Below are 14,303 nucleotides of genomic sequence, written 5' to 3' on the forward strand. Positions count from 1 at the left end.
CGGGGGGTACTCAGCGCACGTCGGCGCCGTGGGGTTCGGCCATGGCCACCACCACTTTGCGTGGCCCCTGAAACGGTGCGCGACCGTGGGCGGTGAGCATGTTGTCGAGCATCAGCACGTCATTGTCCTGCCAGGAAAATTCGACCTGTTCCTGTTGCATCACGCCGCGAATGTCCTCCAGCAGGCTTTCTTCCAGCGGGCTGCCGTCGCCGTAATAGACGTTGCGCGGCAAGTCCTCTTCCTCCACCAGATCGAGCAGGGTTTCGCGCACCTCCTCGGGCAAGTTGGAAACGTGGAACAGGTGCGCCTGGTTGAACCACACCGCGTCGCCGGTGCGCGGATGGGTGGCCACCGCCTGGCAAACCTGGCGCGTGCGCAGGCCGCCGTCGTCTTTCCACTCCAGGCTGATGCCGTGGGCCTCGCAGTAGGCGTGCACGACAGCGCGGTCCTGGGTGTTGAATACCTGCTCCCAGGACACGTCCAGGCCGTTGCCGTAGTTGCGGGTGTACATCAGGCCTTTGCTGGCGAAGCGCTGGCGAATCTGTTCACCGACCCGGCGATAAATTGCCCGGCTGTCACCAATCGGCGTGGCACCGCCTACGGGAGATGCCTGCTGGCAGAAGAACCAGATTTTCATTGGCCAGTCCCGGGTGTAGGCCTGTTCGTTATGCAGCGGGATGTGCTGGTGCGGCGGATATTCGGTAGAGGTGTAGATGCCGGCGGTGACGTTGCTGCGCGGCGTGGAACCGAACTCGTAGGTCAGCAGGTCCGAACCGAAGCCGGTGGCGAAAGAGCGAAAGCGCTCGGCGGTCTGCACCTCGAAGCCGCGCAGCAATACGCCGCCGGCGACCAGCAGTTGCTGCTCGATCAGCGCCCGCAGCGCGGGCAGGCAGACCGCCAGTTCAAGACCGGGCTCGCGGGCTTCAATCAGCAGCGGCAAGGGGGTATCGGCATGGCGCAGGGGCCGGATATCGAAGCGTGAATCAAGCATGGAAGACTCCGCGAAAAAAGGACGGCGGTACGACCCGGATCAACCCAGGGCGCGCAATGAAGGGAGCGAGAGACGCGATGCCTGCCGGCGTAGATCCAGGCACAGCGCGAGCAGGCGCTGGAGGAAGTCGGCGCGCTGGCGATGCAGGAAAAAGTGCCCGCCGTCGCAGATCTGCAAATGGAACGGCCCGCTGCATTCGGCTTCCCAGGCCGCCAGGGCACTGACGGCGACACTGTCGTCACGCCCGCCGAACACATGCAGGGCGCAAGGCAAAGGCCCACGGCGCGGCGGCTGATAGCGGTCACCGAGGAGGAAATCCGCGCGCAGCACCGGCAGCACCATGGCCAGCAATTGCGGATCGTCGAGTACTGCCCGGGGTGTACCGTCGAGGCGAAGCAACTCGGCGATCAGTTCGGCATCGGTCATGGGTTGCGCATCGGGATTACCGTCGCGCTGCCCGGGGGCGGTACTGGCCACGGCGATCAGGGCTTCGGGCGGTTCGAGCCCCAGAGCGACCAGGGCGTGGGCCACCTCCAGGGCCACCACGCCGCCGACGCTATGGCCGAGCATCAGGTAAGGGCCGTTGATCATCGGCGCCAGTTCGGCCGCCAGGCTGGCGGCGAGGACCTGCATATCCACCTGCAACGGTTCATCGCCACGGCCCCCGTGGCCGGGCAGTTCGACCGGCTGCACATCGAGCCATGCCGGCAATACAGCCCGCCACGGGGCGAAGGCCATGGCACTCGCGCCGGAACAGGCGAAGCAGAACAGGCGGATGCGATCGGGGGCGACGGACACTGCGGATCTCCTTAAAAGCAGTCGACAAGCCGGGCCGGCCTTGCCTGGAACACTGCTAATAAGAACGAAAGAAATACCTGGGGAATTAACTGTCTTTGATAAATATTGTTATTTGCAGGGCACCAGACCTGGCCTGGTCTGTAGTTGCTGGCGAGCTGTGCGAGGCGGCGATCGGGCAAAGCCCGCAACCCCTCAAACCGCGGTATTCCAGTTGCTTGAACTAGGTACATATCCGTTCATTGCGCAACGGCGATTTACGGGTTTCGCCCTTACGGCGAGGCACTTTTGGCAAACGCCGAAGTGCCTACAAGGTCGTTTTTGATCTGCTTTTGATTTTGATCTTCAAGCCCCTTCGGGAGGCCGAGCGGAGGTTCTGCGTAGTGGTCCTCCCGGCATGGATGCCGGGAGAGCCGTGTTGGGCCATGGATGGCCCGTCACGGCGTGGCCACGGAGCAGGACCGGAGCGAGGGGACCTGAGCGCAGCGAAGGCCGTACGCTGGGGCAGGCCTTTTTGGTTCCTTTTGTGGCTGTTTGACAAAAGGGACTCGCTGTAAGAGCGAAACCGATATTTCAGTTAAACGCCTGTAACGGATATGTACGCGGTACCGCAGTTAGAACTGAGCGTACATATCCATTCTATGTATCACGGCTTTTTACGGGTTTCGCCCTTACGGCGAGTCCCTTTTGGCAAACGCCCCAAAAGGAACCAAAAGGTCTGCGCCCTACCATACGGCCGAGCTCGCCTAGGCTCGCCCGGTTCCCTCACTCAGGCACTGTTGTGGGGGCACGCCGTGACGGGCCATCCATGGCCCGGCACGGCTGGCTCGGCGTCCTGCCTCGCCACCCCCCACAACAGCACCTGCGTTCGGCCTTCTGTGATGGGCATCCGCGTCGTTTCGACTATCGAGTGGCGGCAGGGACATCGTTTTTAAAAGCAAAAATCAAAACAGCGCCTACAAGGTCGTTTTTGATCTGCTTTTGATCTGCTTTTGATCTGCTTTTGATCTGCTTTTGATCTTGATCTTCAAGCCCCTTCGGGAGGCCGAGCGGAGGTTCTGCGTAGTGGTCCTCCCGGCATGGATGCCGGGAGAGCCGTGTTGGGCCATGGATGGCCCGTCACGGCGTGGCCACGGAGCAGGACCGGAGCGAGGGAACCTGAGCGCAGCGAAGGCCGTACGCTGGGGCAAGGCCTTTTTGGTTCTTTTTGTGGTGGTCCGACACTCGGCTGTTTGACAAAAGGGACTCGCCGTAAGGGCGAAACCCGTAAAAAGCCGTGATACATCAAATGGATATGTACGCTCAGTTTTAACTGCAGTACCGCGTACATATCCGTTACAGGCGTTTAACTGAAATATCGGTTTCGCTCTTACAGCGAGTCCCTTTTGGCAAACGCCCCAAAAGGAACCAAAAAGTCTGCGCCCTACCATACGGCCGAGCTCGCCTAGGCTCGCCCGGTGCCCTCACTCCGGCGCTGTTGTGGGGGCACGCCGTGACGGGCCATCCATGGCCCGGCACGGCTGGCTCGGCGTCCTGCCTCGCCACCCCCACAACAGCACCTGCGTTCGGCCTTCTGTGATGGGCATCCGCGTCGTTTCGACTATCGAGTGGCGGCAGGGACATCGTTTTTAAAAGCAAAAAGCAAAAATCAAAACAGCGCCTACAAGGTCGTTTTTGATCTGCTTTTGATCTGCTTTTGATCTTGATCTTCAAGCCCCTTCGGGAGGCCGAGCGGAGGTTCTGCGTAGTGGTCCTCCCGGCATGGATGCCGGGAGAGCCGTGTTGGGCCATGGATGGCCCGTACGGCGTGGCCACGGAGCAGGACCGGAGCGAGGGAACCTGAGCGCAGCGAAGGCCGTACGCTGGGGCAAGGCCTTTTTGCTTATTTTTGTGGTGGTCCGACACTCGGCTGTTTGACAAAAGTGAGCCGCCGTAAGGGCGGAACCCGTAGAAAGCCCTGATACATCAAACGGATATGTATGCGGTATTCCAGTTGCTTGAACTAGGTACATATCCGTTCAATGCGCAACGGCGATTTACGGGTTTCGAGTGGCCGCAGAGGCATCGTGTTTAAAAGCAAAAATCAAAAAGAAAACCAGCGACTACCGGACTCTTCGGGAACATTGTGCAGTCGTTGACGAGCCCTACGAAGCTGCGATCGGGCAACGCCCGTAACCCCCTCACCCGCGGTGTACCTGACACACCTCAGGACTCGACTGGCGACTACTGGAGCTGACAATCTGCCCACGCTCAAGCTTGATCAACTGATCGGCCAGATGGAAATAACGGTCATCGTGGGAGATGACCAGCAACGTCTTACCCTGGGCCCGCAACTCAGGCAGCAGTTCGCAATAGAACACTTCACGGAACGCCGGGTCCTGGTCTGCCGCCCATTCGTCAAAGATGATCACCGGCCGCCCTTCGAGACAGGCAACGATCAACGCCAGGCGCTTGCGCTGGCCCTGGGACAGTTCTCGGGTGGAAAACGAACCATTGCTGACGCTGACTTTGTGCTCCAGGTGCAGCTTGGCCAGCCAATCAGATGCCTGGCTGTCGAGGCTGGAATCCGGCGCTTCGAGCAGGGTGTCGAACAGGTGGAAGTCCGAGAATACCGCCGAAAACAGCTGGCGATAATCGTCCCGCCCGTCCGCCGCCACAGGTCGGCCATCGACCCGCACTTCGCCACTTTCCGGCACGTACAGGCCGGCAATCAGCTTGGCCAGGGTGGTCTTGCCGCTGCCGTTGCCTCCGACCAGGAAGGTAATCTCGCCAGGCTTGAGGGTCAGCGTGACCGGGCCAAGGGTAAAAACCTCATCCTCGCGCTCACTGAAATAACCATGGGTCAGACCATCCAGCTCCAGGGTAACGCCCTTGGCCTGCACCGCAGGCGCCGGCGTTTGCGAGCGAGCTTCGGCTTCCAGTTGCGCAAGGGTCGCTTCAATCCGTGCGCTGGCAACTCGTGCCTGACTCATCTGCGGCAGGTTCAGCAGCACGCCTTCCAGAGGGCCCATCATGTACAGGAAAACCATCACGTAGCCGGTGATCACCGCCGTGTCGGAAGGCACCCACAGGCGCAGAAACAGCACCACACCAATCAGCACCAGAAACAGCAAACGCCCCCAGCCACCGGTAATGGCGAACAGCATCAGGCCCTTGGCCCGGTTGCGGCGCACTTGCTCGACAGCGCTGACCAGTACTTCATCGAGAAAACGCCGGGCCTTGGAGCGGTTGAGTTTGAGTTCCTTGGCCCCCGAGACCATGGCGTCGAAATGACCGAAGAGTTCGTCCTGGCTGGCACCGGCCTTGCGGAAGTACTGCAGCATGTGGGAATGGCACAGGTGGTAGCCCAGGGAGCCAAGGCCGATGGCCAACACCGAAACCAGAAAGATCACCCACGACAGGTATGCCAGGTAGCCCAGGCAACCGAGCACCACCACGGCACTGGTCACCAGCATCGGGAAGCCGGTAAAGAAGTTCGACAAGGTGGTGGTGTCGTCGGCCAGGGCCGCCTGGATACGTCCACGTCCGGCCTTTTCCAGCCCGCGCAGAGGCGCCGCAACCACGTGCCGTGAAATGTGCATGCGCAGGGTGGCCAGGCCTTGTTGACTGAGGTAGGCGAACAACGCCCTGGACAGCACCTGGCTGCCCATCACCAGGGCTATCACCAGCACGAAGGGCAGCGCATAGCTGGCCAGGCCGTCCAGTGGAGCATTCAGGGCCTGGTTGATCAGCGCCACCAGCAACACGTTGGCCAGACCGCAGACCAGGCTCGCGCCAATGGCCACGGCCAGCCGTGTGTGCGAGGTGCGAACCAGCATACCGAACAATGACATGGTGTCTCCTTGGGGGTCGGCTGGCGCAGGCCGTCACGCCGCCGCCATCGATAAATTGGGTTCCCGGAATAGACGAAGCCTGTGGCGGATTCTTTAGGACGCAGCATTATTGCAGGTATTGGGAATTAGGTGCTGTTGCTATAGACTCTCATTCTCGCCTGAGGGCGACCTGTCTGCTTCGGAGTCTGTTGCAATGCCCATTACCCGCCGTCGGGCCCTGACCGGCCTCGCATTGTTGCCGGTCGCGCTGTGCGGCTTGCCTGTGGTCCGCGCTGGCGATCCGACACTGCCGAAAGTCGATATTGTCAGTTTCGAGCCTGCCCTTACCGAAAGCCTGCTCGGCCTCGGCGTGGCGCCCCGGGCGGTGGTCAACGCCGGGTATTATCGCGAGTTCGTCGCCAGCCCGGAATTGCCCGACGATGTGCTGGATCTGGGCCCGAGCATCGAGCCCAATCTGGAGTACCTGCAACGCCTGGCGCCGGAGCTGATCATCGGCACCTCCTGGCAGCTGGAAGGCACCTTGCTCTCGCGTATCGCGCCGTTGCGCAGCTTCGATATCTATAGCGCGAACGCCCAGCCCTATCGCAATGCCGGCCAGGTAGTGCTGGAGCTCGGCGCTCTGGTGAACCGGCGCGCCGAGGCACAGGCATTGCTGGAACAGACCGACCGCCTGCTCGAGCAGTTGCGCGTCAGGCTGGCACCGGTCAGCCAGCGCCCGGTGTACATCGCGCGCCTCAACCCGGACGGTCGCCACCTGTTGCTGTTCGGTGCCAAGGGCATGTATCAGGCCGTACTCGAGCGCCTGGGTCTGCGCAATGCCTATCAGGGCCGCACCAATGCCTGGGGCGGCAGCCCCGCGGTGGGCATCGAGACACTGCTTGAGCAACCCGACGCATCGCTGCTGTATTACACCAACCCCCGCGAAGCTCTGGCCGCCCAGCGCCGGCTGGACAACAGTCCGATCTGGCGCGCTTTGCCGATGATCCACGAAGGCCGCGCCCTGGGGCTGCCACGGTTCTACCCCAGTGGCGGGTTGCTGACCGCGCAGCGCCTGGCCCTGTCCATCACCGAACAACTGCTCGCCATGGAATCCAACCGTGCCTGAACCCACTTCACCCCTGCGCCGGCAACCGGTCTGGCTGGCCCTCGGCCTGCTATTGATCGCTCTGGCCCTGAGCGTCCACCAGGGCAATTCGCTGTTGGCCCATGTTTCATGGAGCACTGCCATCGGCCCGGCGTCACCCGAGGATCTGCCCGCCCTGCTGGTGCGCTACAGCTTTTTGCCACGGCTGGTGATCAGCCTGCTGGTGGGCGCGGCCCTGGCCCTGGCCGGGGTGATATTCCAGCAAGTGCTGCGCAACCCCATTGCCGAACCGACCACCCTGGGCGTGGCTTCCGGTGCCTACCTGGCCCTTTCCGCCTGCGCAATCTATGCCCCGGGCCTGCTGGACGGCGGCCAGGAAGGCGTGGCCCTGGCCGGCGCCGCCCTGGGCATGCTCGCGGTGCTGGGCCTGGCCTGGAGCCGGCGCCTGTCGCCGGTGGCGCTGATTCTCTCGGGGCTGATCATCAACCTGTATTGCGGGACCCTGAGCACCTTGCTGGTGCTGGCCAACCATGAAGTCTTGAGCAATCTGTTCATCTGGCAATCGGGCTCGCTGAACCAGAACAGCTGGCAGGATGTGTATCATCTGGCGCCACGCCTTGGGGTGGCTGCACTGCTCGCCGCACTGCTGGCCCGGCCGCTGCAACTGCTGGGCCTCAACGATGCAGCGGCCGGCAGCCTGGGCCTGTCGCCCAACCGCCTGCGCCTGATGGCCCTGGCCGTGGCCGTGGCCTTGAGTGCCAGCGCCATCGCCAGTGTCGGGGTGATAGGTTTTGTCGGCCTGGCCGCTCCCGCCCTGGCCCGCCTGGCCGGCGCCCGCACCCTGCGCCAGCGTTTGCTCTGGGCACCCTTGTTCGGGGCCTTGCTGCTGCTATTGGCCGACCAGGTGGTTCAGGCGTTGGCGCCGCTGCTGGGGGGCGAGATCCCCACCGGCATCCTCACTGCGTTCCTTGGTGCGCCGCTGCTGCTGGTGCTGCTGAGCCGCCTGCATGAAACCCGCCTCAACCCGCCAGCCGCCCGCGCAACCGCTCAGGTCGCCCGACTCAAACGCACCAGCTGGATATTGCTCGCAGTGCTGGCCATTGCCCTGTTCCTTGCGCTGACCTGGGGCCGCGGGCCAGATGGCTGGTATTTCAGCAGCGGCGCCGAGTTCGACGCCCTGCTGCCATGGCGCGCGCCCCGGGTTGCCGCGGCCTTTGGCGCCGGCATCCTGCTGGCCCTGGCCGGGACCTTGATGCAACGCATGACCGGTAACCCCATGGCCAGTCCGGAGATGCTCGGGGTGAGTTCCGGCGCCGCACTGGGCGGCATTTTTGCCCTGCTGCTGGTGCCCGGCTTCAGCCCTTTGCTGTTGTTGCTGGCGGCCACCTTTGGCGCCCTGCTCGCCTTGCTGGCCATCGTCGCCCTGAGCTGGCGCAGCGCCTTCGCCCCCGACCGCATGCTGCTCACCGGCGTGGCCCTGAGCACATTGCTCAACGCCTTTGCCGCACTGTTCATGGTCAGCGGCGATTCCCGGGTACTGCTGATGCTCAGCTGGATGACCGGCTCAACCTATCGCATAGACGCCAGCCAGGCAGTGATCATCTGCGCCCTGGCCGCGCTGTTCCTGCTGGTCACGCCGTTGTGCAACCGCTGGCTGGCGATCATGCCGCTGGGCGCCGAACGCACCCGGGCGCTGGGGATTTCCCTGGGCGGCAGCCGTCTGCTGTTGTTGCTGCTGACCGCGGTGATGACCGCGGCGGCCACCCTGGTGGTCGGGCCGCTGAGTTTCGTCGGCCTGATCGCGCCGCACATGGCGCGCCTGCTGGGCGCACAACGGCCGGTCGCACAATTGCTGCTTTCGGCCCTGCTGGGCGGCACGCTGCTGGTGCTGGCCGACTGGCTGGGGCGCAACCTGGTGTTCCCGTGGCAGATCCCCGCCGGGATGTTCGCCACTTTCATCGGCGGCCCGTATTTCATGTGGTTGCTGGCGCGCAAGCGCTGATCCGGAGCAGGACAGAATCCGTCAAGAAATAAAATCTAAATAGTTCTGATTCCCATTCGTTACAGTTTTACCTAAGCTTCGCCTGCACCAACTGCGCCGGCCACTGCCGGTCAGTTGTTTTCGGGCCGGCATACGCGAGAAAACATTAACGGAGAAGCATCATGACCACGCCTAACTTCACCCTTCTTCTGGCTGACGGCCGCAGCGTGATCGCCCGGGTGGCGGACGATGGTAACGCCAGCCTGACCATCGAGGGTGTTGCCCCGGTGTATTTCCGCCGCCAGGATGCCCATGTGCAACTGGAAAGCCTGCCCGAAGCGTTCCCGGTCAGTGGTCTGCTGGCACTGCTGGGTCAGGTCTTCTGCAATTCGTCCCGCGTCCCGTTGCTGGAAGTCAGTGCCCCGCTCTCCCTCGACCGCGCACGGGATGCCATACGCCAGGGGGTGTTCGACACCCTGCTCGGTCATGATGGCCATACCGCACGCCTGGCCTGCTCGCGCAGCAGTTTCTGGCAACACCCGCTGCCCTGGCTTACTACCAGTTCCGCCGCCGGCATGCCGCTGCGCTACACCTTCAGCGGGGAAAAGCGCCATCCGCAGCGGCCACCCATTCCCCACGGCGAGGTCTATCGCCGCGAACTGCCCGGCCTGAACACCACCTTCAGCTTGCGCACCGTGGACATCGGTCTGGACCTGGAGCGTTTCAACCGCTGGATGAACCTGGAGCAGGTCGCGTTCTTCTGGGAGCAGACCGGCAGCCTGGATGAACATGCCGCGTACCTGCAACAGATGCTGGATGACCCGCGGGTGCTGCCACTGATCGGCAGCTACAACGACGAGCCGTTTGCCTATTTCGAGATCTACTGGTGCAAGGAAGACCGCATCGCCCCCTATTACGATGCACAGGACCACGACCGTGGCTGGCACGTGGTGGTCGGCGAGAGCAAGCACCAGAGCGCCGGCAAGCTCAAGGGCTGGTTCCGCTCGCTGATGCACTACATGTTCATCGACGAGCCGCGCACCCAGCGCATCCTCGGCGAACCGCGGATCGACCATACCCGGCAGATCGGTTTCCTTGAGTCCCAGGGTTTCGGCAGGCTCAAGACCATCACCCTGCCCCACAAGAAAGCCGCCCTGCTGCGCCTTGAACGCGAGACGTTCTTCGACGACTACCACCCCTGATCCATCGTATTTGGCCGCACGCTGCCTGATGGGGATCGGGTAGCGCGCGGCCTGCCCTTAATCCACTAAAAAAATAATCACTTCTCACTCCGGAACCTCCATGCACGCAAAAAACCTCTTCGCCTACCATCCCTTGGCGCTGGCCCTGTGTCTCAGTGGCCTGCCACTGAGCACCGCCTTCGCCGCCGAGCAACCCGCTACCGCAGCGCCCGGGGGCGCGCTGATGCTGGAAGAAACCAGCATCAATGCCAAAGCCGTCGAGAACCCCACCGGCCATGTCAGCGGCCCGGTGGCGATGCGCAGCACCAGCGCCAGCAAAACCGACGCGGCGATCAAGGAAATCCCGCAGTCGGTGTCGATCATCACCCGCGATGAAATGGACCAACGCAAGGCCGATACCCTGGCCGAAGTCCTGAGCTTCACCCCGGGGGTGATTACCCAGCCGGGGGGGTTCAGCCGCGTGGGCGATGACTTCGTGATCCGTGGCTTCAACGTGGGCTCGGGCACCGGCGGTATTCTGCGCGACGGCATGAAACTGCAAGGCAGCGTGTATGACGGCGGCATCGAACCCTACGGCCTGGAGCGCGTGGAAGTGGTCAAGGGCGCGTCTTCAGTGCTGTACGGCCAACTGTCGCCGGGCGGCCTGATCAACACCATCACCAAGCGCCCGACCGATGTCCCGCTGCATGAAGTCAACGTCGAATACGGCAGCCATGCGCGCAAGCAGTACAGCTTCGACCTGGGCGGCCCCCTGGACGACCAGGGGCAGTTTTCCTACCGCCTCACGGGCCTGTGGCGCGACAGTGACACCCAGACCGTCGACGCTCCCGATGACCGTCGCTACATCGCGCCGGCCTTCACCTGGCGTCCGGACGAGGACACCTCGCTGACCTTCCTCGCCAGCTACCAGGAAACCCGCACCAGCTTCGCGCCGCCGCTGGACTACGACCTGACGACGTCATCCAGCACCCTTTACCCCAAGGTCGACCGCGATTTGTTCACCGGCGAGCGCGGCTTCGATCACTACAACAACTACTCGACCACCATCGGCTACCTGTTCGAACACAGCTTCACCCCTGACCTGAAAGTCCTGCATTCGCTGCGCCACTTCGATGCAAACCTGAGCTGGGACTACATGCAAATTGCCGATACCGGCAGCGCCGCCTTGCGCAATCAGGGACTGCTGGCCCGCAGGGCGAGCATCCGCCGTGAGCACTCCGAAGGCTGGACCAGCGACAATAACGTGCAATGGACCCTCAACAGCGGCCGCTGGCAGCACACTCTGCTGGCCGGGGTGGATTACTACCACAAGACCTACGACTCGCATCGCTATGCTGGCGCCACTTCGCTGTTCAACCCGGACGCACCGGTGTACGACGCACCGACCACCATTACCTCGGCCGATAGCGGATCGGATCTGCACAGTTCGCAGACCGGTCTTTACCTCCAGGATCAGATCAAGTTCGACGACAAGTGGATTCTGGTCCTGGGCGGTCGCCAGGACTGGGCCGAGAGCCGAACCTATGCCAATGCCACCGGCAAGCGCACGCCACGGGAAGACAAGAAAGCCACTGGCCGCATAGGCCTGGTGTATGAAGCAGACAATGGCCTGGCGCCCTACATCAGCTGGAGCCAGTCGTTCTTGCCGGCCAACGTGTTCAACGCCAACGCCGACACCTCGTTCGAGCCAACCGAAGGCGAACAGTACGAAATGGGTGTGCGCTACACCCCGCCAGGCATGAATGCGCTGTTGACCGCCGCGGTGTACGACCTCAAGCAGAAAAACTCCCTGAGCACCGATCTCACCGGCAACACCGTGCAGTTCGGTGAGACCCGCTCCCGGGGTGTCGAGCTGGAGGCAAAAGCCGAGATCACCGCCAACCTCAGCACCACCGCCTCCTATACCTACACCGACGCCAAGATTACCGAAGACTCCGTGGCCAGCCGGGTCGGTACCCGCATCGACGGCGTGCCTTACCACATGGCCAGCCTGTGGGCCGACTATCGCTTGAGCGCCCTGGGTCTGCCCAAGGTCGTGCTCGGCGGCGGCGCCCGCTACATGGGCACCAGCCGCACCTCCAGCTCGGACCTGGACGAGAAGGTTGACGCCTACACCCTGTTCGACGCGAAAGTCAGCTACGAAGTCGACGACAACTGGACCGTGGCCATGAAGGCGCAAAACCTGTCCAATGAGAAGTACCTGTTCTGCAACGTTTCTTGCCGATATGGCGACGAGCGCACGTTGATCGGCTCGGTCAATTACCGCTGGTAAACGAGGTACCGCATTCTGTAGGAGCGAGCTTGCTCGCGAGCTGTGTGCGTATGGCAAAGCTCGCGAGACAAGCTCGCTCCTACAGGGGGGGCCGGGTGTTGAATATGTAAAAAACGCCGTGGCCCGTTTCGGGGGGCTGCGGCGTTGTTCTTTGCTGAAAAGCTCGCGAGACAAGCTCGCTCCTACAGGGGGGGGGCCGGGTGTTGGATATGCAAAAACGCCGCGGTCCGTTTCGGGGGGCTGCGGCGTTGTTCTTTGTTTAAAGGCTCGCGAGCAAGCTCGCTCCTACAGGAGGATCGGGTGTTGGATGTGCAAAAACGCCGCGGTCCGTTTCGGGTCAGCGGCGTTGTTATTTGTAGGAGCGAGCTTGCTCGCGAGCTGTGTCGGTCCAGCGTCAGGCCTGCATCGCCTCGCGCAGGCTGGCCGGGCGCATGTCGGTCCAGTTGGCTTCGATGTATGCCAGGCACTCGGCCCTGGAGGCCGCGATGCCTACCGCTGACCAGCCTTGCGGCACGGCCTTGAACTCGGGCCAGATCGAGTACTGTTGCTCCCCATTGATCACCACCAGAAACTGCGTGTCTTCACGGTCAAATGCCATCGGTTGTCTCCTGCAGATAGTTGGGCAGACCGGTGTCACAAACACAGGCCTGCCCATGGAAGACGCTCGACACAGCCCTGAAATTAGTCCCGCCCCCATTCGCCCCGTTACATTTCAGCCTTGGCCACCAGGCGCCGCTCAACCAGATTGTCACGGTTGAGGCCATAACGACGGGCCGTCAATACCCCGACCAGGCCCATCATCGCGCAGAACATCACGCACACCCAGGCACTCCACGGCATCAGCGCAATCAGCAGCAACGGCGTGGTACTGGCCCACAATGCGTAGGCAATGTTGTAGGTGAAGGAAATCCCCGAGACGCGGATCGGCGCCGGAAACAGGCCGACCATGACCGAAGGCACCACCCCGACAATTCCGCAGGTCAGACCGGCGAAGGCGTATGCCAGGCCGGGCAAGGCCCATTGACCCACCAGACTGGCGTACAGCAGGCCAATGCCCAGCGGCAGCAGCACGCTGTAGAGCACGATGCTGCGCCATACGCCAATGCGGTCGACGATCAGCCCGGCCAATACACAACCGATATTCAAAAACACGATGCCCAGACTGCTCAGGGCAAAGGTATGGCTGGCCGTCATGCCAAAGCGCTGCTGCATCACGGTCGGGGTGATCACCACAAACACCACCACGGCACTGGTCAGCACGCAGGTGAGCAATGCCGCCGGCAGTAACGACGCCCGGTGATCGCGCAATACGGTGCGCAGCGGGAACTCTGCCCGGCCCTCTTTGCGTTCGCGCAAAGCCAGAAATACCGGAGTTTCACTGAGCCAGCGGCGCAACCACACGCCAATCACACCAAACACGCCGCCGAGCAGGAACGGGAAACGCCAGGCGTAGTCGAGAATTTCTGCCGGGGTAAAGAGTTGTGCCAGCAGTGTCGCGGTCAAGGCGCCGATCAGATAACCGAAGGTCAACCCGGCCTGCAAAAAGCCCAGGGCAAAGCCCCGGCGCCCGGCCGGCGCGTGTTCGGCGACAAACACCCAGGCGCTGGGCACCTCGCCGCCGACTGCCGCCCCCTGCAGGATGCGCAGGGCCAACAGGATCAGCGGCGCGAAATAACCGATATCGGCATAAGTGGGCATGATGCCGATCAGCAGACACGGCAGTGCCATCATCAGAATACTGAGGCTGAACACCCGCTTGCGCCCCAGATGGTCGGCAAAGTGCGCCATCAGGATTCCGCCCAGCGGACGTGCCAGATAGCCGGTCACGAAAATGCCGAAGCTTTGCAGCAAGCGCAGCCATTCAGGCATGTCCGGCGGGAAAAACAGTTGACTGAGGGTCAGGGCAAAGAACACGAAAATGATGAAATCGTAGATCTCCAGCGCCCCGCCCAGAGCTGCCAGCCCCAGGGTTCGGTAGTCGGAACGGGAAAAACGCACCGTTGTGGCTTGGGTATCGGCAGACATAATTACGCTCAATGTGAACTGGACGCGCCTATGTTGGCGCTTGAAGTCGAGGGCGCGAGCATAGCAAATCTGCCCCTGTTCTGTGGCAGCCGGCTTGCCGGTGCTGCTTCAGACAAACCC

The 14,303-nt window shown here is 62.5% G+C and carries 9 protein-coding genes; 4 read left to right on the forward strand and 5 right to left on the reverse strand.

Annotation, left to right across the window (positions count from 1 at the left end; genetic code table 11):
- Positions 1–10: 10 nt before the first annotated feature.
- The 3 genes from JQ848_RS13680 to JQ848_RS13690 form a co-directional block, all read right to left on the reverse strand.
- A complete protein-coding gene (locus JQ848_RS13680; RefSeq protein WP_003444936.1) occupies positions 11–991 on the reverse strand; it encodes a TauD/TfdA family dioxygenase in 981 nt (326 codons plus the stop codon).
- 39 nt (positions 992–1,030) lie between these two features.
- Positions 1,031–1,789 (reverse strand): thioesterase II family protein, encoded by a 759-nt coding sequence (locus tag JQ848_RS13685; RefSeq protein WP_202210840.1) that lies wholly within the window; start codon positions 1,787–1,789, stop codon positions 1,031–1,033.
- 2,177 nt (positions 1,790–3,966) lie between these two features.
- A complete protein-coding gene (locus JQ848_RS13690) occupies positions 3,967–5,619 on the reverse strand; it encodes a cyclic peptide export ABC transporter (RefSeq protein ID WP_003444944.1) in 1,653 nt (550 codons plus the stop codon).
- A gap of 193 nt (positions 5,620–5,812) precedes the next feature.
- On the opposite strand from JQ848_RS13690, the gene JQ848_RS13695 reads away from it, so the two are divergent.
- The 4 genes from JQ848_RS13695 to JQ848_RS13710 all read left to right on the forward strand — a co-directional run bounded on the left by JQ848_RS13695 (position 5,813) and on the right by JQ848_RS13710 (position 12,158).
- Positions 5,813–6,724, forward strand: coding sequence for an ABC transporter substrate-binding protein (locus tag JQ848_RS13695; protein ID WP_202210841.1), 912 nt, complete (start codon positions 5,813–5,815; stop codon positions 6,722–6,724).
- Entirely contained in the window at positions 6,717–8,705 is a 1,989-nt protein-coding gene (fhuB, locus tag JQ848_RS13700; protein WP_010657198.1) for a Fe(3+)-hydroxamate ABC transporter permease FhuB, read from the forward strand. Before JQ848_RS13695 ends, fhuB begins: the two co-directional genes overlap by 8 nt.
- A gap of 161 nt (positions 8,706–8,866) precedes the next feature.
- Positions 8,867–9,886 (forward strand): GNAT family N-acetyltransferase, encoded by a 1,020-nt coding sequence (locus tag JQ848_RS13705; RefSeq protein WP_003444950.1) that lies wholly within the window; start codon positions 8,867–8,869, stop codon positions 9,884–9,886.
- A 100-nt stretch (positions 9,887–9,986) separates the two neighbouring features.
- On the forward strand, positions 9,987–12,158 hold the full coding sequence (locus JQ848_RS13710; RefSeq protein WP_202210842.1) for a TonB-dependent siderophore receptor: 2,172 nt from the start codon (positions 9,987–9,989) through the stop codon (positions 12,156–12,158).
- Between the two features lie 394 nt (positions 12,159–12,552).
- Here the strand turns inward: JQ848_RS13710 and JQ848_RS13715 are convergent, their stop codons facing one another.
- Together JQ848_RS13715 and JQ848_RS13720 are read right to left on the reverse strand one after the other, a co-directional pair.
- Positions 12,553–12,756 carry an MbtH family protein gene (locus JQ848_RS13715; protein ID WP_202210843.1) on the reverse strand — a complete coding sequence of 68 codons (204 nt, stop codon included), beginning with the start codon at positions 12,754–12,756 and terminating at the stop codon, positions 12,553–12,555.
- 107 nt (positions 12,757–12,863) lie between these two features.
- The gene (locus tag JQ848_RS13720) at positions 12,864–14,183 is read right to left on the reverse strand and encodes an MFS transporter (RefSeq protein ID WP_003444956.1); all 1,320 of its coding nucleotides are present in this window, start codon (positions 14,181–14,183) and stop codon (positions 12,864–12,866) included.
- Between the last annotated feature and the right edge of the window lie 120 nt (positions 14,184–14,303).

This window comes from Pseudomonas paraversuta (assembly GCF_904067025.1).
GTDB classification, from domain to species: Bacteria; Pseudomonadota; Gammaproteobacteria; order Pseudomonadales; family Pseudomonadaceae; genus Aquipseudomonas; species Aquipseudomonas paraversuta.

What these genes read in the sequence shown, in the direction of transcription:
- JQ848_RS13680 (WP_003444936.1), bottom strand. Translation starts at nt 991, where the DNA reads ATGCTTGATTCACGCTTCGATATCCGGCCCCTGCGCCATGCCGATACC.
- JQ848_RS13690 (WP_003444944.1), bottom strand. Translation starts at nt 5,619, where the DNA reads ATGTCATTGTTCGGTATGCTGGTTCGCACCTCGCACACACGGCTGGCC.
- JQ848_RS13695 (WP_202210841.1), top strand. Translation starts at nt 5,813, where the DNA reads ATGCCCATTACCCGCCGTCGGGCCCTGACCGGCCTCGCATTGTTGCCG.
- JQ848_RS13705 (WP_003444950.1), top strand. Translation starts at nt 8,867, where the DNA reads ATGACCACGCCTAACTTCACCCTTCTTCTGGCTGACGGCCGCAGCGTG.
- JQ848_RS13710 (WP_202210842.1), top strand. Translation starts at nt 9,987, where the DNA reads ATGCACGCAAAAAACCTCTTCGCCTACCATCCCTTGGCGCTGGCCCTG.
- JQ848_RS13715 (WP_202210843.1), bottom strand. Translation starts at nt 12,756, where the DNA reads ATGGCATTTGACCGTGAAGACACGCAGTTTCTGGTGGTGATCAATGGG.
- JQ848_RS13720 (WP_003444956.1), bottom strand. Translation starts at nt 14,183, where the DNA reads ATGTCTGCCGATACCCAAGCCACAACGGTGCGTTTTTCCCGTTCCGAC.